Here is an 18244-nt window from a genome sequence, read left to right as displayed (position 1 = left end):
ATGAAAGCAAATCTTACTAAAGAGGTGTTAATTATGAACTTACAACAATGGGCTGATAAAGGTATGTCCTTTGATACATATGTGAATGAAATGCAAGTAAACCAATACGAGCTACTACACATTTACAATAATTTTTTAATTCCAAATGAATTACTTCCTGTATTAGAAGAACGTCAAAATGATGGCTGGCGTGTTATCGTATTAACTGCTGATTGGTGTGGCGATGCTCTTTTATGCGTACCTGTTATGAAACGAATTTCTGAAGTTGCAAATATTGATATGCGTTTATTAATTCGCGATGAAAACTTAGAATTAATGGATCAATATTTAACAAATGGAACAGCACGTGCGATTCCAATCTTTATTTTCATTGATAAAGATGGAAATGAACAAGCCGTCTTTGGACCACGCGCTCCAAAAGTACAAGAATTAGTAACTTCAATGCGCGCTACATTACCTGAAAAAGAAGATCCAACATTCGAAGAAAAACAAAAAGAAATGTATGCTAATTTCCGTGCTACATTAGCTGATGATACTTCTCTTTGGGAACATGTAATGGAAAACATGATAGAAAAATTAGTAAAATAAAAACCTGCCGAGCTCGGCAGGTTTTTATTTTACATAATGAAGAAATAGAATACCGCAGCTAAAATGAAACGATAATAAGCGAACGGTGTTAGTTTTACACGAGATAATAATTTTAAGAATGAGACAATTGCAAGCATCGCAACAACGAATGCAGTTACAAATCCTGTTGCAAATAGCGTTACATCTGCCGAGCTTAATACATCCCAGCTTTTAATTAAATCTAATCCAGTTGCAGCTACCATCATCGGTACTGCTAAAATGAACGTATATTCAGCTGCCGCTGTATGCGACACGCGAGCTAATAAACCACCACTTATTGTAGAACCAGAACGAGAAAATCCTGGCCAAAGTGCTAAACATTGGAACATTCCAATTGTAAATGCTTGCTTATATGTGATTTCATCTAACGTTCTTGCTGTACTTGGTTTTGAAAACTTCTCAGCAACAATCATTAAAATACCACCAGCTACTAAACTAATGACAACTGGTCCTGGACCAAATAAAACCTTTTTAATTGCACTATGGAATAATACACCGAGTACCCCGGCAGGAATCATCCCAATAATAATATGTAATAAATTTAACGATGGCCCTTCTTTTACTTTCCCAATTCCAACTAACGACCATAATCGTTTCCAAAATACAACTACAACCGCTAAAATCGATCCCAATTGGATTACAACTTCAAAAACTTTCGCTCTCTCATCGTCAAATCCAATTAAATGTCCTGTTAAAATCATATGTCCTGTTGATGATACTGGTAGAAACTCTGTTAACCCTTCAACAGCACCCATGATTAAACCAATTAACCAATCAGCCACAAGTAGTGCCTCCTTAATAACAAATAATATGTAATTTTTTCACACCTTATCATAATACCTTATCCCTTTTCAAAGTGCATCCTTTTTTTATTGGCTTCATATGTTGTAGGCGCGTATTTCTTTTCTAATCTTTGATTAAATTGTATGATAGTAAGAGTTTGTTTTTTTATACGGAAAGGGGATTTTATGAAAGAAACTACTTCATTCTCACAAAAGTTAAAGCAATTTGTATTACTATTTTTTCCGATTTTCGTAACGCAAATGTCATTATTTGCGATGAGTTTTTTTGATACAACAATGTCAGGACATGCAAGCCCAACTGATTTAGCAGGTGTCGCAATTGGAACAAGTATATGGATTCCAGTTAGTACTGGGTTAACAGGGATTTTAATGGCCACGACTCCCATTGTTGCCCAGCTCGTTGGGTCCAAGAAAAAAGAGGACGTTCCTCACGTTGTCATACAAGCAGTTTATTTAGCAATTTGTGCTAGCTTCGTTGTTATCCTCATCGGTTTCTTCGTCGTTTCACCTATTTTAAACGGCATGCGCTTAGAAGAACCTGTGGAACGTATTGCAGCTCAATTTTTAAGTATTATCGCAATAGGAATTATACCTTTATTCACTTACACGGTTTTACGTGGATTTATTGATGCATTAGGAAAAACTCGAACAACGATGATTATTACATTACTATCATTACCAATTAACGTAATATTAAATTACTTATTAATCTTTGGTAACTTCGGTTTCCCAAAGCTTGGTGGTGTCGGAGCGGCAATTGCTTCCACTGCAACATATTGGTGCATTTTAATTATTACAGTCATTATTATTCAGACGAAAGAGCCTTTTGCCTCTTTCAACATTTTCAAACAATTATACCGCCCTTCTCTTTCGAGTTGGACAGCATTCTTAAAGCTTGGCGTCCCTATCGGATTTGCTATCTTTTTTGAAACGAGTATTTTCGCTGCGGTAACGCTTATGATGAGTAATTTTAGTACGACAACTATTGCAGCTCACCAAGCAGCTATGAACTTTGCTTCCTTGTTATATATGACTCCGCTAAGTTTAGCAATGGCAATGACTATTGCGGTCGGATTCGAAGTTGGTGCAAAACGTTTCGATAATGCAAAACAATACGGACTGATTGGAATTGGATTAGCCCTTGCCTTTGCTTTATTATATTCGATTCTTCTCTACTTCTTTGATGATCAAATTGCTTCTATTTATACGACAGATGCAAAAGTTCATCATTTAGCAAAAGAATTTCTTATCTTTGCGATTTTATTTCAAATTTCAGATGCAATTGCAACTCCTGTACAAGGAGCTCTGCGTGGTTATAAAGATGTAAATGTCGCTCTAATTATGACTTTAATTGCTTATTGGATAATAGGTCTACCACTAGGTTATATATTAGCAACGTATACAGAATGGGCCGCAAAAGGCTATTGGATCGGTCTTATTATCGGTCTAGCATTTGGCGCTGCCTTCCTACTTATCCGTCTCTTTCAAGTACAACGAAAATATACAACACAAAACAGCCGCTAATAATAAAGCGGCTGTTTTCTTTATGCATATTTTTTCTTGTAACGTATAATATAATGAAAAAGAAAGGTGGGTACATATGGACGACAAAGAAAAAAAGCAATCATTCGATGAAGAATTTGCCCCTGAAATTTCACCTGGATATCGGCAAGATGTACATAAGCCACCTAAATATAAAAACACTTCGTTTTTAATGGGCATTACCATTTTCGCTGCTGTATTACTCATACTTATCATTTTCGTTTATTTTTGATGAAAGGTGGCCTATTATATGAAGAAACAAGATTCCAATCGTTCAAAAAGAACTGTTAAAACACAAAAAGGATATGCAGGAGATTCTGTTCATACCCTTAAACAAGTCGAGCAAGGAAATTTATATATTGCTCAAAAAGAACTTGGTCAACAAAATGAAAATCTTTAAAGGCCCTTTATTCCTTGAGGGCCTTTTTATTCCGCATTAAGTAGTACACCCCCCAAATGTTCTATTGAGCAATGAATTTCCTTTATTGTACGCGCTGCTTTTGTTCTAGCACCATAAATATATTATTAACCTTTACAATTTTCACTTCATAATTCAATTTCATTTCACTTCTCTTACCATTTTCAGTACCCGCAACGTACGCTACAGCTTGATAAAGAAAACTCTCATCGATCTCTTCACGTACCTCCTCGTTTGTAAATTTATACTCTAAATCTCGAAAACGATTTGGATAATAATTTCCCATTAATTGTTCATACCCTCTATTTAAAAATAGTTCTTCACCTTTTCGTTTCACATCTTCTTTATTAGTAGACCCAAACACTGATAGTTGCTCGGTCACAAAATGCTCTCCTACCTTTTTCATTTCATTATGAGTTAAATTTTCTATACTTTTGTTCTTTAACTCCTTATTTAACTCGTACTGATCAATCGGTTTAAAGGTAGCAAAAACCTCCTCTTTATATGACCATAACAATATAAAAGCGATACATAGAGAACTGATTAACAGTCTTTTTTTCGTAATACTCCCGCCCTTCTTAATAATGATAGCTATATTTTAACATATAGAAAGAAAATTCTGATATCATAAAGTGGAATAACTTAACTTAGAAACGAGGAACAATTATGGACTCTTACAAACATTATATAAAAGAAGCTTTGCCTAATCTTTCTATACATTCATATAAACAAAATGAAGAAGGATGGGATAATGTAGCAGTTATAGTAAATGATGAGCTATTGTTTCGTTTCCCGCGAAAACAGGAATATGCGATGCGAATTCCGTTAGAAAAAGAACTATGCGCAATTCTCACTCAATCACTACAAGAAATCGAAGTTCCACAATATCACCTAATTTATAAAAATGAATCTGATGAGGTTCCTCTTTGTAGTTACTATACTCTCATTCATGGTGAACCATTAAAAACAGACACAGTTGCCACGCTGGAGGATCCAGAGCTGAAAGCAATTATTACACAATTAGCTACTTTCCTTGCGGTACTACATAGCATTCCTTTACACCAAGTTACAACGCTATGTTTCCCTATTGAAAAAACATGTACCTACTGGAAAGAGCTACAAACAAAATTAAACCAATATCTCACTACTAGCCTTACTTCATTACAGAAACTAGCCTTAAATCGCTTATTTGAAAATTTCTTTGCATGTTTAGCTACATCCACTTTTCAAAACACAATCATTCACGCTGATTTTACTCATCATCACATTTTATTTAACAAGCATAACAAAAGTATTTCAGGTGTTATCGATTTTGGTGATGCGCAAATTGGCGATCCTGCTTTTGATTTTGCAGGACTATATTATGATTTCGGACATGAGTTTACTACATCTGTATATGAACAGTACAGTACACTTATTTCTCATCATGATCCATTACTCATTCATCGCATTACTATCTTCTATCAATACAGTCCTTTACTACATAATATTATTTATAACTTTGAGTCAGAGAATAAACTCGAATTCATTACAGGCACAGAACAGCTAAAAACGATATTACAGGGATGAGATTACATTCTCTCCCTATATACTCTCTCCTCATACAACATTAACTTTTTATCCATTTCAACAATGACTTTATACAATTGAAATGCCTGTAAAATTTGCAGTTGAATTTCAAAAGGAGCATTCTGTTCTTTTAACCATTGAAATACTTTCGTTTCATCTTTCATTGATTATTCCTCCCTTTATTAAAACCTGCTACAAATATACGGTAAATGATGAAAAGCTTTTCATGTCAACAACAAAAAAGGATGCAAAGTTGCATCCTTTAATGTACGATATTTTTCTTCTGCTTCGCTTCTTTCTTTACTTCTTCCCCTTGGCATTCACTACGAAACGCACAACTTATACACTCAGAACGAAAATGACGCTCTGTATAATGCTCAGGTTGTTGCAACATTTCTTTCATTCTAGATAAATCAGCCATTCCAGTTATAATATCTTCCAGTTTTGGAATGTACTCATACTTAGTTCCTTCTATTAAATTAATAACTTCAATCTTTCCTGGAAGAACGCCGAAAGCTTTATAACTGAATACTGTCATTAGCTTCTGACAAAGAGCAAGCATTTCCTCATCCGCATCGACGACATACTTTTTAATTACAAACGACCCAGCACTCCACTCACCAACTTCAAATGTCAATGACATGTGGACACCTAACTCTTCCATATATGTTTGAAACTTCTCGTATAAAAACAATGGTGGTGTCTGACTATCATCCTTTTCAACAAACTGTAATAAGTGATCCGTTAGCTTCGCTAATACAATATAGTACTCCGTCTTCGAAGCAAACATATTAATCCTTACTTTTTTCCAATACTTTTCTATTAATATTAAAAGTACAATTTTCGTTTGTTGACCCGCAGGTAGCGTGTAATACTCGTTAATAATTTGATTGACAATCATTTGTGCTATTTGTTGCCATTCAAATGAAGAAGGTTCTCTTCTTTTTATATGACGAAAATAAAATTTATGCGGACAACGCATAAAATCATACAAATGATAATCTGTCATCGTTTTGATTGAGATTTTCTCATGCACTTGCTCTTCATCTCCCTTCTGCCATTAAGAAAGGTGTTTTACAAATTCAGCTCCAAACTGTAAACATTTTTCTACATCTTCATCTTCTGGCGTTAATTCTACTTTTAGTCCTTCTAACACAACTGCTGCCCCGCGCTCTTGTAGCTTTTCTATTAAAATGTCAACTGCCACTCCGTATTTCGGATAAGCCGAATCACACGATCCGAATACTGCCGCTTTTTTCCCAGTTAAATCAATAGAATCCATTGCATCATAAAAATCTAAGAAGTCATCAGGAAGATCACCATCTCCCCAAGTGTATGCACCTAAAATAATTCCATCATACTGTTCTAATATAGAAGCTTCTGGTGAATCCATAATATCAATAACTTCAATTTCATTTTCTGTTTCACGAATTACGCCGGCAATGTGGTCAGCCATTTCCTCGGTATTTCCACTCATACTTGCAAAAATCATTACTAACTTACTCAACTGAACCTCTCCCTTTACTTTGTATCTCTTTTTCTGTTTGAATGCTCTTATTCTCATCTACATATTCAGACCGAATTACATTTCTTTGCCATTCCATATGCTGATCAACATCTTTATCTTTATTTTTATCTTTTAATCCCCTCCGCAGAAGGTGAAAATTTTTTCTCATTAACATGTCGCATCCACCCTATTGATAATAATTATCAATTTTAACTACATTTAGATTAATTGACATTGATTATCAATGTCAACAACTATTTTTAAAAAAATGATTAAAATGTACAAGCTTGTCCGTTAGCTATTCATATACTATGAATGAGCATAGTTCTTTCTCAGCCCTCTCTGACGGAAAGAAATAAAAGCAACTGCAATAGAGTGCAGTTGCCTTTTTTTGTTTTTCTATGATTTTAGTAATCTTATAGTCGTCTCTAAAAATAGCTCCACTCCACAAATTAATGCTGATTCATCCACATCAAATTTCGGATGATGATGTGGATAACAAGTATATATATTTTCATTACCTGTTCCTAATTTAATGAAACAACCGGGTGCTTTTCTTAAATATGCTGAAAAATCTTCCCCACCCATAGAAGGTTCAAGCTTCACAACACGCTCATTCCCAAACAAATGTAGTGCACTTTCTTCTACTATTTTCGTAATATATTCATCATTAATAACCGGATCATATCCATATCGATACGTATATGTATACGATCCTCCATGTGCTTCTGTAATTCCTTTCACAATTTTCTCGATTTTCCCTTCTGCTTCCACCCTCAATGCTTGATTAAATGAACGAACGGTTCCCATTAAAGTTGCTGTACTAGGAATAATATTGTCAGCCGTTCCCCCATGAAATTGTGTAACTGAAATAACCCTTTGCATAAAAGCACTCGTATTTCTTGATACGATATGTTGTAAATTTGTAATAATCTGTGCTCCGATAGCAATAGGGTCTATCGTTTCTTCTGGCCGCGCCGCATGTCCTCCTTTGCCTTGAATTTCAACTGTAAATACGTCTGGTGCCGCCATCATCGGCCCATACGCAATTCCTACCTTTCCGCTTTCCAATCCAGACATAACATGTAAACCTATTACATAATCAACACCGTCCATTACACCTGCCTCAACCATTTCTTGTCCCCCACCGGGATACACCTCTTCTGCGTGCTGAAAGAATAGACGAATCTCACCTGCAAAATCTTCCTTTATATTTGATAGCACCTCTGCTGTGCTTAATAAAATAGCTGCGTGAGCATCGTGCCCACATGCATGCATCATTCCTTTATTCACAGATGTATAAGATTTACTTGTCTCCTCTTGAATTGGCAAAGCATCTATATCAGCTCGAATCGCAATTACTTTCCCTTGCTTCACACCTCTTTTAATTGCTAGTACACTATACTTCGTCGGTCTCGTTACTTCAAAAGAAGAAAATGAGCATAATGTATCATATATAAATTGCGAAGTTTCTTTTTCATGAAATGATAATTCCGGATACTTATGGAAGTGCCTTCTCCATTTCACGATATTTTCTTCCGAAATTAGATTCTTCCACACTCTATTCATGATAATTTCCTCCTTTTCAAAAGAACTAGAAATTTAAAAGTTTACTCCGTCTTGAATGATTAATAAAAACAAATACTGTATTTTTACGTATTCTTATAGTCCACTTTTATGTATTCACACAATCCACTTTCTATTTACATGTCAAACCCATTACAAATTCATGCTGAATGTAATATAATTGCTAAGTTAGGGATTTTCTTTTTTAGTATTTAGTGCTAATATCAAAAAAGAGCCTTTTGACTTATTTTTACCTAAAATGTGGGATTTTGTTTTTTTCACAATAATGTAGGACATGATACCTACAAAGAGCTATTATTTCATTAAGAGAGGGAAAGACATGGAAAGATTAAAAGAGATATGGTCTCGACCACTCACACAATGGGTTGCAAAGACGGTTTATTATCTTGCAATTTTATTTGCATTACTTTGGTTGTATGGATTCCATGATACAAACACAAGTACATTTATTTACAATGAATTCTAGGGTGGGAACGTTATGAAGTTATTAGAACAAATTGAAAAGTGGGCTGCAGAAACGCCTGATCAAACCGCTTTTGTTTGGCGAGATGCGAAAATTACGTACAAACAATTAAAGGAAGATTCTGATGCGTTAGCACATTGGATTTCTTCTGAGTATCCAGACGATCGTTCACCAATTATGGTGTATGGCCATATGCAACCTGAAATGATTGTTAACTTTTTAGGATGTGTAAAAGCTGGACATGCTTACATTCCTGTAGATTTATCTATCCCAGCTGATCGTGTACAACGTATTGCTGAAAATTCTGGTGCGAAATTACTTTTATCGGCAACAGCAGTAACTGTAACTGATTTACCAGTTCGCATCGTAAGTGAAGACAACTTAAAAGATATTTTCTTTACTCATAAAGGGAACACTCCAAATCCTGAACATGCGGTAAAAGGTGATGAGAACTTCTACATTATTTACACATCAGGAAGCACAGGTAATCCGAAAGGGGTTCAGATTACTTATAACTGCCTTGTTAGCTTTACAAAATGGGCTGTAGAAGATTTCAACTTACAAACAGGGCAAGTATTCTTAAATCAAGCACCTTTCTCATTCGATTTATCTGTAATGGATATTTACCCATCATTAGTAACAGGTGGTACACTTTGGGCAATCGATAAAGATATGATTGCGCGTCCAAAAGACTTGTTTGCTTCTTTAGAGCAATCGGATATTCAAGTATGGACTTCGACACCTTCTTTCGCTGAAATGTGTTTAATGGAAGCATCCTTCTCTGAAAGTATGCTACCGAACATGAAAACATTCTTATTCTGCGGTGAAGTGTTACCAAATGAAGTGGCTAGAAAATTAATTGAGCGTTTCCCAAAAGCAACAATTATGAATACTTACGGTCCAACAGAAGCTACTGTCGCTGTAACAGGTATTCACGTTACAGAAGAAGTGCTTAATCAATACAAATCACTTCCAGTTGGCTATTGTAAATCAGACTGTCGCCTTCTTATTATGAAAGAAGATGGCACGATTGCACCTGATGGTGAAAAAGGTGAAATCGTAATTGTCGGTCCAAGCGTAAGCGTTGGATATTTAGGAAGCCCTGAATTAACAGAAAAAGCATTTACTATGATTGACGGTGAGCGCGCCTATAAAACAGGCGATGCTGGCTATGTTGAAAATGGTCTTCTATTCTATAATGGTCGTCTTGATTTCCAAATTAAGTTGCATGGTTATCGAATGGAATTAGAAGAAATTGAGCATCACCTTCGTGCGTGTTCTTACGTAGAAGGAGCAGTTATCGTTCCAATTAAAAAAGGTGAGAAATACGATTATTTATTAGCGGTTGTTGTTCCTGGAGAGCATTCGTTTGAAAAAGAATTTAAATTAACATCTGCAATCAAAAAAGAACTCAATGAGCGATTACCAAACTACATGATTCCACGTAAATTCATGTATCAATCTTCTATTCCAATGACACCAAATGGAAAGGTAGATCGCAAAAAATTATTGAGTGAGGTTACAGCATGACCGCATATGGATCATTTTATTTTTTCGCTATAGTGGGCATTTTATTAATACCTACTATCATAGCTGGATTAAAAGGTAAAATGTTGCGTAAATATAATGCCGTTTTAACATTAGTCATGCTTGCTATTATCTTCTCAGATAAACCAAAGCAAGCAATGATGTTAGCCGCATTTATTATTTGGCAATATGCCTTAATTAAAGGCTATTTAATTTTAAGAAAACAAAATAATAGTACATTCACATTTTGCATAGCTGTTATTTTATCGATTTTGCCTCTTATTTTGGCAAAAATCGCACCATTTGCATCGTTACTACCTGAGTTAAAACTTGTTGTTTTTCTAGGTATATCTTACGTAACATTCAGAGCAGTTCAAATGGTATTTGAAGTTCGTGATGGTTTAATTAAAGAGCTTTCTTTCTTTAACTTCTGGGAATTCGTTTTATTTTTCCCTGCGATTTCAACAGGACCTATCGATCGTTACCGTAGATTCCAAAAAGATATTCAAAAGCCACCTAGCGCTGAAGAATATCAAAATTTACTATATACAGGACTAAATCGTATTTTCCAAGGTTTCTTGTATAAATTTATTATTGCTTACTTAATAAAGCAATATTGTATGGATCCAGCATTCGCTCAACACGATACAATCTTTTCAAATATGATTTACATGTATAGCTATAGCTTATATCTATTCTTTGATTTTGCTGGTTATAGCTCTTTTGTAATTGGTGTAAGTTATATGATGGGAATTAAAACGCCAGAAAACTTTAATAAGCCATTCCTTAGTCGTAATATTAAAGACTTCTGGAACCGCTGGCACATGAGTTTATCATTCTGGTTCCGTGATTTCATCTACATGCGTTTCGTCTTTTTTGCAACGAAGAAAAAGTTAATTAAGAACCGTTACACAATTTCGTATATCGGTGCATTTTTAAACTTCTTCATTATGGGAATTTGGCATATCCAAGGAAGCGCTGTTGCGCAGTATATTATTTATGGTCTATATCATGCCGCACTGTTTATTTTATTCGATATTTTCGAACGAAAAAACAAGAAGCATAAATTTTGGCCAAACAATAAATTCACACGCATCCTTGCGATTGTAATTACGTTCCACATTGTATGTTTCGGTTTCCTAATCTTCTCTGGACACCTTAACAGATACTTTTAATGCACCCTTCTTATTCCATTAAGAAGTTGCACATATAATATATTTCGGATATAAAGGAGATTTTAAAAATGGCAGAATTCAAAGAGCAAGTATTAGATATTTTAGAAGAAGTATGTGAAAACGATATTGTGAAAGAAAACTTAGATGTTCAATTATTTGAAGAAGGTATCCTTGATTCTTTCGCTGTAGTATCTTTATTAGTTGAATTCCAAGAGCGTTTAGATATTGAAGTTTCTATTTCTGATTTTGACCGTGACGAGTGGGCTACACCAAACATGGTTATTAAAAAGTTGGAAGAAATCCGATGAACAAAGCAAAATTTGGTCCGATGCTTTTAGCATTGGCCCTTTTTGCTGTATTCTTACTTATTCCAACGCGCTTCCTACTTCCACTTTTAAGTGATGAAAAAGTAGAACAAGCTGCCACTTCTTTAAAAGAAGAAAAAATTCAAAGTATGATTTTACAGCAAAAGATGTTAGCAGATCCAAAATATCTTCCGATGTACGGTTCATCGGAATTCGCACGTATGGATGCTTTCCATCCATCTAATTATTTTAAAGTAAAGCCTGAAGGGTTCACACCATTCCTTCTTGGACGCGGCGGAACACAAGACCTTGTACATGTGTTAAACTTTGCATCTACAATGGATCAATTGAAAGATAAGAAAATGGTATTCGTTCTTTCTCCGCAATGGTTTGTACCACAAGGTATTGATGAAACGCACTTTGCACCTAACTTTTCAAAACAACAAGGTTACCACTTCATTTTCAACAATGATTTAAAACCTGAAATGAAAAAACAAATTGCAAAGCGTTTATTAAACTTTGAGATTGTAAAAAAAGAAACTTTATTAAAAATCTCGCTTGAAGGTATCGCTTATGATGATACGAAGTATAAAGTAAAAGCACTTGCTGCTAAACCTTTCGCTTATATTTACCGTAACATTTTAGATCGTAAAGATTTATTTACAGCTATGTTTAATATTAAACCGCACAAAGAGAAGCTCGATCCTTCATTAAAACAAATGAACTGGGAAGAAGCTCGTAAACATGCGGATCAAACAGGTGCAGCAGAATCTGGATCTAATCAATATGGTATCGAAGATGGTTACTTCAATAGCAAAATTAAGAAAAAATTAAAGCAACGTGAAGGTTACTTAAAAAATGATGCTTATGACCAATCGCCAGAATATGAAGATTTACAAATTGTACTTGATTTATTAAAACAATCTGGTGCAAAACCACTCTTCATTTCTGTTCCTGTCAAAGGTCCTTGGTACGACTACGCTGGCTTCCCGAAAGAACGCCGCGAAGCATACTATAAGAAAGTTCATGAGCAAATTGAAAAAGCTGGTTATCCAATTGCCGACTTCTCAAATCATGAATACGATAAATACTTCTTAAAAGATCATATGCACTTAGGTTGGAAAGGCTGGGTTTACATCGACGAAGCCATCCAACAATTTTATAAAGCAAACTAGTGAAAAGACCGCTTGAATTACTCAAGTGGTCTTTTTGTATATATTTTGTAATTGTTCGATTGCATTCTCTGCTTCTTTCATAACTCGCTCCACTACATGCTGAGCTGATTCGATTCGAGCTAATGATGCTGCCTGTCCTGCCCAAAGCGACATATATTCTTCCTTATTTTGCTTCGCTGCCTCTTTGCGTATTTTAGAAGTTAATACGTTTTGCACTGGATACATCGGAAGCCCTTCTTCTTTTCCTTCATGTCTCTCTATAAATTCATTCCGAATACCCCGTGCATATTTCCCGGAAAACGCACGAGTTACAGTTGTGCTCGTATCTGTACTATGTAAAACCGCTTCTTTATACACATCGTGCGTAATACTCTCTTCACTTGTTAAAAAGGCCGATCCCATTTGAACACCTTCTGCTCCTAGTGCCAATGCCGCAACAAGCCCTTGTCCGTTCATTACACCACCTGCTGCGACAATTGGGATATGCGGAATAGCCCCTACTAACTGAGGTATTAACGCAAAAATACCGATCATAGCATCTCGTTCTTTCCCAATAAACGTTCCTCTATGCCCTCCGGCTTCGCTTCCTTGCCCGACAATAATATCTACTCCTAGCTCGGCAAGTACTTTCGCTTCCTTCACATGGGTAGCTGTTCCGATAACTTTTATTCCACTTCTTTTTAAATCATTTATTTCTTCTTTTTCTAACGTTTGAAATGCAAAGCTAACGACTGGTACTTTTTCATCTAATAGCACTTGTAATTGTTCCTTATAGCTTTTTGGAAGTTTTAACGTCCCTTCTACTTCTATACCTAATTCTCTATTTACTCCACTTAGTAATACTTTCGCCTCATTTACCTTCTCTTCTTCTATTTGTATCTCTTTCGTTACAAGTAAATTAACACTGAAAGGCTTATCTGTTAGTTCTCTTATTCTATAAATCGCTTCACGAATTTGTTCTGGGCTCATATAGCCCGCTCCAAGCGTCCCTAATCCTCCGCTATTACTTACTGCTGCAACAAGTTCTGGCGTCGTAATCGCGCCTGCCATACCGGCTTGAACAACGGGATACTCAATTTTTAATATGTCTGTTACTCGACTTGTAAACATCATTTTCCCTCCTATTTCCCTTATATCTTCTTTATTTGATAAGCTTTCCCCTGCTTTTGCAAGGGTTGAACTTCATATGAAGCGAATATATTGAAAGAGAAGGAGGCTGAGCTTAATGATTTATCCAAATGCATTAAAACAAGGTGATACAGTAATGATTATTGCACCATCTGGTCCACCTACAATCGAAAATGCATTAAAAGGTGTGAATGTATTACAAGAGATGGGGTTATCCGTAATAATCGGGAAGAGTGTTTACGAGAAATATGGATTTTTAGCCGGAAGTGATCAAGTTCGGCTTGACGATATACATGAAGCATTTACAAATAATGAAGTGAAGGCCGTTTTCTGTGCACGAGGTGGTTACGGAAGTGCTCGTCTCCTCCCTCACATTCAATATGAAATCATTCGGCAAAACCCTAAAATCTTTTGGGGGTATAGTGATATTACAGCTTTACATAATGCTTTTTCACGTTATGCAAAGCTTATAACATTTCATGGTCCGATGATTGAAGAACTAGGAAAAGGTATTGATTCCCTATCTTTATCCTCTTTCAATCAACTATTCCATCCGTATTCAACCATTTTATCTGCATCAGAATGTATCGTACCTAGCTCTCACAGTACAGTTACAGGTACGTTAGTTGGAGGAAATTTAGCTGTGTTAACAAGTATAATTGGCTCGCCCTACGAGATAAATACGGACAATACACTTTTATTACTTGAAGACATTGGTGAAGAACCGTACCGCATTGACCGTATGTTAAATCAGCTACTTTTATCTGGAAAGTTTAATGAATGCAGGGGCGTTATTTTCACAAGTTGTCACGACTGCACTCCTTCAAAGCCATCTCAATCATTGCAAGCAATATTATATGAATATTTCGCACCATATTATATACCGGTCCTATTCGGTTTACCAATTGGACATATAAGTCCAAACATCGGTATTCCACTTGGAGCTACAGCGACAATAAACACGAATAATAAAACAGTCTCTATTTCTTCCGGTATAGCCACTCCATATTCAAATTAAAAAGGAAAAGCGATTACGCTTTTCCTTTTACTTATAATAATTAAAAATTCGTCCAGATGAGATATCTGCAATTTCTTCTGGAATAAATGTTTTACTTATATCAGTACCAACATTTAATACAGCTGTAGCATCTTTCTCAATGCTACCAAATAACTCTTTCCCACGTATCGTAATAAGGGGTGTTCCTTCTGGCAACACATCTTTTACAAATTCCATTTGTGTAAAGAACGGAACGATCCATCTACCTTCTCCTTGGAAATGACGCAAACGAAGTATTCCCTCTGTTGCCCCGTCCTCTGCTTCTAGTGAACCAGCAACATAAAACTCAGTAGATAAGAGCAATTCATAAAATTCCTTTTGCTTTTGTTTATCATCCCCTGCTACAACAAGTACCTCTTCTAATTTCTTTACTGAAATTTGCTCCATATGATGCCACCCCTATTTTCAAAATGATTGTACTTAGATTATACGAAATATTCTTATTTTTTTCTACATAATTTGTAATTATTTTCTTAAAATAATTTTAAACCTTCTTTTGTCGTCACAATCGTAGCAAACTCTTCATGTAAATTTACAAGTGTCATACTGTGAATATCTTCTGCACTATACTCCTTACCATCTAAACCTTTACGGTTAAAAGTAGCCGTTGCATCACTCACTAAATATGTTGTAAATCCTAAATTCCCTGCCATTCGTGTCGTAGTTTCCACGCAATGATTTGTCGTTAATCCTACAACCACTACTGCATTACATTTGTTCTTTCTTAATTGCTCTTCTAAATTTGTCCCAATGAACGCGCTGTTAACAAATTTCTGAATAACCACTTCACCAAGTAGTGGTTGCACTTCTTCTTTAAAGTTTACCGTTTCCGCTCTCTCATAAAACATTGACTGAGCATTTTCTTTATTTACATGTTGAATATGAAAAACTGGTCGTTCCCTTTTTCTCCATTCTTCTAATAAAATTCTCATGTTTTCTTCAGCAAAAATATTATTTCTCTCGCCCCAATCTGGTAATTGAAATGCCTTTTGTACATCGATTATGATAAGTGCTATTTGATTTGTCATCATTTCCCCCTTAATTTGGCTGTAATTGAAATAGAAAACCAAGTTGTTGTGACGCAGTAATAAAGCAAACATAGGCGCAAAGCTCTACAATTTCTTTTTCTGTCCAATATTGTTTTAATACGTGAAACATAGTATCATCTATTGCTTTTCGGTCATGAACAAATGTATGCGCAAAAGTAACGGCTACACCAATCTCCTCTGCCTTTTGCATATCATCAGGTCTTCCTTTTGCCATACAGTACGGACATTCATTCCCATACGCTAATGTTCTTCTCACTTGCTCCTTCAACTCTGCTGAAAGAGTTCCTTTATTGTACAGTGTATCTTCTAACGTACTCCACGAATGTAATATATCCGAATTATGCCCTAATAACTTTTGAAACTTTGTATCTCCTACATTTGATAATGAAATTCTCTCCATCATTTCCCCTCCTATTTCCTTCTGTTTTATTGTAAAATAAATAACGTTCACTTTACATTTCATATGAATCTTAATTTATATTTTCCCTTTACAAAAATCATTATTTTACTGGAGGTATATTTACAAATGCAATTAGACCGTGTTGATCGAAAAATTTTAAATGAATTATATAATGATAGTCGCCTTTCGATGCGTGAATTGGCGAAACGAGTAAACTTATCTGCTCCGTCTACTTCAGAACGTGTTCGTAAACTCGAAAGCGAAGGGGTTATTCAAAAATACACAATCGATATTGATTATAAAAAGGCAGGACTCGTTTTAGATTGTATTTTAGAAATCACTTTAAAAAATGGTGATACAACACGTATGCAACAGTTTATTCAGTCTTATCCATCTGCAAGTTTTTGTTACCGAGTAACAGGAAGCTTATGCTACATTGTAAAAATTTCTGTTCCTTCACTCGTTGAACTGGAAGAATTTATCAATGATGTTTCTTCATATGCAACGACCGTTTCTCATATCGTATTATCAGAAGTATCTCTTACTCCTGATATTGAACATATCTTCCCAGAAGATTAATTTATTTTTATTCATAAAATATAAAAAAACCCCTTACATCAAGAATAAAAATAATATATTATGTATTAAAATACATAAAGTTCGAGAAAGGGGCTTTACATTGAAAATCTGGTTTTATGAAAAAACGGCACAATTAGATGACTTGCTTGGTATTTGGGACAATGTTCCGACCATCCCGCGAATTGGTGAAAAAGTGGAGATTTTAAAGACGGTCCGCACTGTTACAGATATTAAATATGTAAAGAACGGTAATAATTTTCGTGTGGAAATTATTACAAATTAAAAAGTAGCTCTTAAGGAGCTACTTTTTAATTATCTATTATGTGCTTTCTTTATAACGATTTTATCTTCTTCTACAGATACTGTTACATAATCATTTTCTTCTAACCGAAGCTTATTTACAGCCTCATCTGGTAACTCTATGGCCATCAATCTATCGGTTACGATCACTTGACTATACACTTCATTTTCTTGTGATGAACTCACTACTTTTTGCTCATTTATAAAACGTACTGGTGGCACGCCAACTTCTTTTACTGTACGCCATTGTTTCCAAACATAAGGAATTAACCAAAGTAATCCAACAACTGTAAGACCGATACCAATCCATAAATTACTTTGCGCTTGTAATTCAGTAATTGAGATTGTACCACTTTCTTCTCCACCGAAAAATTGCATACTTGTTGCAATCAAATTATTTAGAGCGTGCACAGCTATATTCGTCCATATATTTTTTGTCTTTATGTATAAAAGACACATAACGACACCAAACATGAACGCACCAATAACATCAAAATGTCCTAAGCCAAAAATAATTGAAGATATAATTACAGCTTTTTTAATTCCCCATTTATAAGCCATTCGCTGTAAGAAAAATCCCCTAAAAATAACCTCTTCCATAATAGGTGCTAACACACATGCTGAAATGAAAGTAAATATCGTCATATATACGTTACTCGTATTAATAACATTTCCGTCTTCTAGCATAGTAACTAAGAAATTCGGTAACGTATGTGCTAATATGTAAAATTGAATCTGAGATATGCCAACTGAAAAAATCATCCCCATTATCGTTGCTAATATAATTAATCCCCAAGGTAAACGTCCTGGCTTATTAAAAAAACTGTTAAATACAATATTATTTTTATTTGTTTTTACGTATAGCCAAAGTAACGGAAATACAAAAAATACAGTTATTTGTGAAATAACCTCCATCGTATTCTCAGAAACATTTGCTAGACCTAATGGGATCATTATAAGGAGCACCCCTATAATCATCCATCCAAAAAAGCTACGTAGCCTTATACGTGAAAATGCATAGTGCATATAGAAC

Annotated in this window: 25 protein-coding genes; 13 read left to right on the top strand and 12 right to left on the bottom strand. The window is 35.1% G+C overall.

Annotated features, from left to right (window positions below; all coding sequences use genetic code 11):
* Nucleotides 1-588, top strand: a 588-nt coding sequence (locus tag ABWK52_RS14030; RefSeq protein WP_001999429.1) for a thioredoxin family protein, incomplete at its 5' end; no start/stop codon positions are given.
* Between the two features lie 29 nt (nucleotides 589-617).
* Here the strand turns inward: ABWK52_RS14030 and uppP are convergent.
* Nucleotides 618-1409 carry a bacitracin resistance undecaprenyl-diphosphatase gene (uppP, locus tag ABWK52_RS14025; protein WP_000796258.1) on the bottom strand — a complete coding sequence of 264 codons (792 nt, stop codon included), beginning with the start codon at nucleotides 1407-1409 and terminating at the stop codon, nucleotides 618-620.
* A 186-nt stretch (nucleotides 1410-1595) separates the two neighbouring features.
* On the opposite strand from uppP, the gene ABWK52_RS14020 reads away from it, so the two are divergent.
* From ABWK52_RS14020 to ABWK52_RS14010, 3 genes are all read left to right on the top strand, one after another.
* A complete protein-coding gene (locus ABWK52_RS14020) occupies nucleotides 1596-2954 on the top strand; it encodes an MATE family efflux transporter (protein WP_000665550.1) in 1359 nt (452 codons plus the stop codon).
* Between the two features lie 76 nt (nucleotides 2955-3030).
* Entirely contained in the window at nucleotides 3031-3204 is a 174-nt protein-coding gene (locus tag ABWK52_RS14015; protein ID WP_000341062.1) for a hypothetical protein, read from the top strand.
* Nucleotides 3205-3222: 18 nt separating this feature from the next.
* Nucleotides 3223-3372, top strand: coding sequence for a hypothetical protein (locus ABWK52_RS14010; RefSeq protein WP_000743742.1), 150 nt, complete (start codon nucleotides 3223-3225; stop codon nucleotides 3370-3372).
* Nucleotides 3373-3454: 82 nt separating this feature from the next.
* Here the strand turns inward: ABWK52_RS14010 and ABWK52_RS14005 are convergent, their stop codons facing one another.
* Complete coding sequence (locus ABWK52_RS14005) at nucleotides 3455-3973, bottom strand: biotin transporter BioY (RefSeq protein ID WP_098541384.1); 519 nt, start codon at nucleotides 3971-3973, stop codon at nucleotides 3455-3457.
* Between the two features lie 83 nt (nucleotides 3974-4056).
* Between ABWK52_RS14005 and ABWK52_RS14000 the strand changes: the two genes are divergently transcribed.
* Nucleotides 4057-4959 carry an aminoglycoside phosphotransferase family protein gene (locus tag ABWK52_RS14000; protein WP_000378981.1) on the top strand — a complete coding sequence of 301 codons (903 nt, stop codon included), beginning with the start codon at nucleotides 4057-4059 and terminating at the stop codon, nucleotides 4957-4959.
* 2 nt (nucleotides 4960-4961) lie between these two features.
* On the opposite strand, the gene ABWK52_RS13995 is transcribed toward ABWK52_RS14000, so the two are convergent.
* From ABWK52_RS13995 to amaA, 5 genes are all read right to left on the bottom strand, one after another.
* A complete protein-coding gene (locus tag ABWK52_RS13995; RefSeq protein ID WP_000651084.1) occupies nucleotides 4962-5123 on the bottom strand; it encodes a hypothetical protein in 162 nt (53 codons plus the stop codon).
* Between the two features lie 98 nt (nucleotides 5124-5221).
* Nucleotides 5222-5995: a hypothetical protein gene (locus ABWK52_RS13990; protein WP_098023027.1), complete on the bottom strand. Its 774-nt coding sequence runs from the start codon at nucleotides 5993-5995 to the stop codon at nucleotides 5222-5224.
* A gap of 24 nt (nucleotides 5996-6019) precedes the next feature.
* Nucleotides 6020-6466, bottom strand: a complete 447-nt coding sequence (locus ABWK52_RS13985) for a flavodoxin (RefSeq protein WP_000041153.1) — start codon at nucleotides 6464-6466, stop codon at nucleotides 6020-6022.
* A complete protein-coding gene (locus ABWK52_RS13980; protein ID WP_000929022.1) occupies nucleotides 6459-6641 on the bottom strand; it encodes a hypothetical protein in 183 nt (60 codons plus the stop codon). The genes ABWK52_RS13985 and ABWK52_RS13980 overlap by 8 nt, the downstream gene beginning before the upstream one ends.
* A gap of 224 nt (nucleotides 6642-6865) precedes the next feature.
* Nucleotides 6866-8035, bottom strand: a complete 1170-nt coding sequence (amaA, locus tag ABWK52_RS13975) for an N-acyl-aliphatic-L-amino acid amidohydrolase (RefSeq protein ID WP_001082785.1) — start codon at nucleotides 8033-8035, stop codon at nucleotides 6866-6868.
* Nucleotides 8036-8372: 337 nt separating this feature from the next.
* Here amaA and ABWK52_RS13970 point away from each other — a divergent pair, with 337 nt between their 5' ends.
* The 5 genes from ABWK52_RS13970 to dltD all read left to right on the top strand — a co-directional run bounded on the left by ABWK52_RS13970 (nucleotide 8373) and on the right by dltD (nucleotide 12698).
* On the top strand, nucleotides 8373-8519 hold the full coding sequence (locus ABWK52_RS13970) for a teichoic acid D-Ala incorporation-associated protein DltX (protein ID WP_000440293.1): 147 nt from the start codon (nucleotides 8373-8375) through the stop codon (nucleotides 8517-8519).
* A gap of 12 nt (nucleotides 8520-8531) precedes the next feature.
* Nucleotides 8532-10046, top strand: coding sequence for a D-alanine--poly(phosphoribitol) ligase subunit DltA (gene dltA / locus ABWK52_RS13965; protein WP_000770512.1), 1515 nt, complete (start codon nucleotides 8532-8534; stop codon nucleotides 10044-10046).
* On the top strand, nucleotides 10043-11218 hold the full coding sequence (gene dltB, locus ABWK52_RS13960) for a D-alanyl-lipoteichoic acid biosynthesis protein DltB (RefSeq protein WP_000127953.1): 1176 nt from the start codon (nucleotides 10043-10045) through the stop codon (nucleotides 11216-11218). The genes dltA and dltB overlap by 4 nt, the downstream gene beginning before the upstream one ends.
* A gap of 68 nt (nucleotides 11219-11286) precedes the next feature.
* Nucleotides 11287-11526 (top strand): D-alanine--poly(phosphoribitol) ligase subunit DltC, encoded by a 240-nt coding sequence (gene dltC / locus ABWK52_RS13955; protein WP_000807310.1) that lies wholly within the window; start codon nucleotides 11287-11289, stop codon nucleotides 11524-11526.
* Nucleotides 11523-12698 (top strand): D-alanyl-lipoteichoic acid biosynthesis protein DltD, encoded by a 1176-nt coding sequence (gene dltD, locus ABWK52_RS13950; protein WP_001030271.1) that lies wholly within the window; start codon nucleotides 11523-11525, stop codon nucleotides 12696-12698. Before dltC ends, dltD begins: the two co-directional genes overlap by 4 nt.
* 21 nt (nucleotides 12699-12719) lie before the next feature.
* On the opposite strand, the gene ABWK52_RS13945 is transcribed toward dltD, so the two are convergent.
* A complete protein-coding gene (locus tag ABWK52_RS13945) occupies nucleotides 12720-13808 on the bottom strand; it encodes an NAD(P)H-dependent flavin oxidoreductase (protein ID WP_098541382.1) in 1089 nt (362 codons plus the stop codon).
* A 115-nt stretch (nucleotides 13809-13923) separates the two neighbouring features.
* On the opposite strand from ABWK52_RS13945, the gene ABWK52_RS13940 reads away from it, so the two are divergent.
* Entirely contained in the window at nucleotides 13924-14844 is a 921-nt protein-coding gene (locus tag ABWK52_RS13940; protein WP_098541380.1) for a S66 peptidase family protein, read from the top strand.
* A 27-nt stretch (nucleotides 14845-14871) separates the two neighbouring features.
* Here the strand turns inward: ABWK52_RS13940 and ABWK52_RS13935 are convergent, their stop codons facing one another.
* From ABWK52_RS13935 to ABWK52_RS13925, 3 genes are all read right to left on the bottom strand, one after another.
* Nucleotides 14872-15270: an SseB family protein gene (locus ABWK52_RS13935; RefSeq protein WP_000435266.1), complete on the bottom strand. Its 399-nt coding sequence runs from the start codon at nucleotides 15268-15270 to the stop codon at nucleotides 14872-14874.
* A gap of 86 nt (nucleotides 15271-15356) precedes the next feature.
* Entirely contained in the window at nucleotides 15357-15911 is a 555-nt protein-coding gene (locus tag ABWK52_RS13930) for a cysteine hydrolase family protein (protein WP_141537353.1), read from the bottom strand.
* A 10-nt stretch (nucleotides 15912-15921) separates the two neighbouring features.
* Nucleotides 15922-16332 carry a carboxymuconolactone decarboxylase family protein gene (locus ABWK52_RS13925; RefSeq protein WP_000439753.1) on the bottom strand — a complete coding sequence of 137 codons (411 nt, stop codon included), beginning with the start codon at nucleotides 16330-16332 and terminating at the stop codon, nucleotides 15922-15924.
* A 126-nt stretch (nucleotides 16333-16458) separates the two neighbouring features.
* Here ABWK52_RS13925 and ABWK52_RS13920 point away from each other — a divergent pair, with 126 nt between their 5' ends.
* Nucleotides 16459-16911, top strand: coding sequence for an Lrp/AsnC family transcriptional regulator (locus ABWK52_RS13920; RefSeq protein ID WP_001175505.1), 453 nt, complete (start codon nucleotides 16459-16461; stop codon nucleotides 16909-16911).
* Nucleotides 16912-17011: 100 nt separating this feature from the next.
* On the top strand, nucleotides 17012-17194 hold the full coding sequence (locus tag ABWK52_RS13915; protein ID WP_000707107.1) for a DUF3913 family protein: 183 nt from the start codon (nucleotides 17012-17014) through the stop codon (nucleotides 17192-17194).
* A gap of 29 nt (nucleotides 17195-17223) precedes the next feature.
* Here the strand turns inward: ABWK52_RS13915 and ABWK52_RS13910 are convergent, their stop codons facing one another.
* On the bottom strand, nucleotides 17224-18237 hold the full coding sequence (locus ABWK52_RS13910) for a CPBP family intramembrane glutamic endopeptidase (protein ID WP_000558817.1): 1014 nt from the start codon (nucleotides 18235-18237) through the stop codon (nucleotides 17224-17226).
* Nucleotides 18238-18244 lie beyond the last annotated feature (7 nt).

Source organism: Bacillus sp. AP50, from assembly GCF_040492675.1.
Taxonomy (GTDB): Bacteria; Bacillota; Bacilli; order Bacillales; family Bacillaceae_G; genus Bacillus_A; species Bacillus_A cereus.
Note: the sequence above shows the minus strand (reverse complement) of the source record. Positions and strands in the feature narration are given on the sequence as shown.

What these genes read in the sequence shown, in the direction of transcription:
- ABWK52_RS14020 (WP_000665550.1), top strand. Translation starts at nt 1,596, where the DNA reads ATGAAAGAAACTACTTCATTCTCACAAAAGTTAAAGCAATTTGTATTA.
- ABWK52_RS14015 (WP_000341062.1), top strand. Translation starts at nt 3,031, where the DNA reads ATGGACGACAAAGAAAAAAAGCAATCATTCGATGAAGAATTTGCCCCT.
- ABWK52_RS14010 (WP_000743742.1), top strand. Translation starts at nt 3,223, where the DNA reads ATGAAGAAACAAGATTCCAATCGTTCAAAAAGAACTGTTAAAACACAA.
- ABWK52_RS14000 (WP_000378981.1), top strand. Translation starts at nt 4,057, where the DNA reads ATGGACTCTTACAAACATTATATAAAAGAAGCTTTGCCTAATCTTTCT.
- ABWK52_RS13995 (WP_000651084.1), bottom strand. Translation starts at nt 5,123, where the DNA reads ATGAAAGATGAAACGAAAGTATTTCAATGGTTAAAAGAACAGAATGCT.
- ABWK52_RS13980 (WP_000929022.1), bottom strand. Translation starts at nt 6,641, where the DNA reads ATGTTAATGAGAAAAAATTTTCACCTTCTGCGGAGGGGATTAAAAGAT.
- amaA (WP_001082785.1), bottom strand. Translation starts at nt 8,035, where the DNA reads ATGAATAGAGTGTGGAAGAATCTAATTTCGGAAGAAAATATCGTGAAA.
- ABWK52_RS13970 (WP_000440293.1), top strand. Translation starts at nt 8,373, where the DNA reads ATGGAAAGATTAAAAGAGATATGGTCTCGACCACTCACACAATGGGTT.
- dltA (WP_000770512.1), top strand. Translation starts at nt 8,532, where the DNA reads ATGAAGTTATTAGAACAAATTGAAAAGTGGGCTGCAGAAACGCCTGAT.
- dltB (WP_000127953.1), top strand. Translation starts at nt 10,043, where the DNA reads ATGACCGCATATGGATCATTTTATTTTTTCGCTATAGTGGGCATTTTA.
- dltC (WP_000807310.1), top strand. Translation starts at nt 11,287, where the DNA reads ATGGCAGAATTCAAAGAGCAAGTATTAGATATTTTAGAAGAAGTATGT.
- dltD (WP_001030271.1), top strand. Translation starts at nt 11,523, where the DNA reads ATGAACAAAGCAAAATTTGGTCCGATGCTTTTAGCATTGGCCCTTTTT.
- ABWK52_RS13945 (WP_098541382.1), bottom strand. Translation starts at nt 13,808, where the DNA reads ATGTTTACAAGTCGAGTAACAGACATATTAAAAATTGAGTATCCCGTT.
- ABWK52_RS13940 (WP_098541380.1), top strand. Translation starts at nt 13,924, where the DNA reads ATGATTTATCCAAATGCATTAAAACAAGGTGATACAGTAATGATTATT.
- ABWK52_RS13935 (WP_000435266.1), bottom strand. Translation starts at nt 15,270, where the DNA reads ATGGAGCAAATTTCAGTAAAGAAATTAGAAGAGGTACTTGTTGTAGCA.
- ABWK52_RS13930 (WP_141537353.1), bottom strand. Translation starts at nt 15,911, where the DNA reads ATGACAAATCAAATAGCACTTATCATAATCGATGTACAAAAGGCATTT.
- ABWK52_RS13925 (WP_000439753.1), bottom strand. Translation starts at nt 16,332, where the DNA reads ATGGAGAGAATTTCATTATCAAATGTAGGAGATACAAAGTTTCAAAAG.
- ABWK52_RS13920 (WP_001175505.1), top strand. Translation starts at nt 16,459, where the DNA reads ATGCAATTAGACCGTGTTGATCGAAAAATTTTAAATGAATTATATAAT.
- ABWK52_RS13910 (WP_000558817.1), bottom strand. Translation starts at nt 18,237, where the DNA reads ATGCACTATGCATTTTCACGTATAAGGCTACGTAGCTTTTTTGGATGG.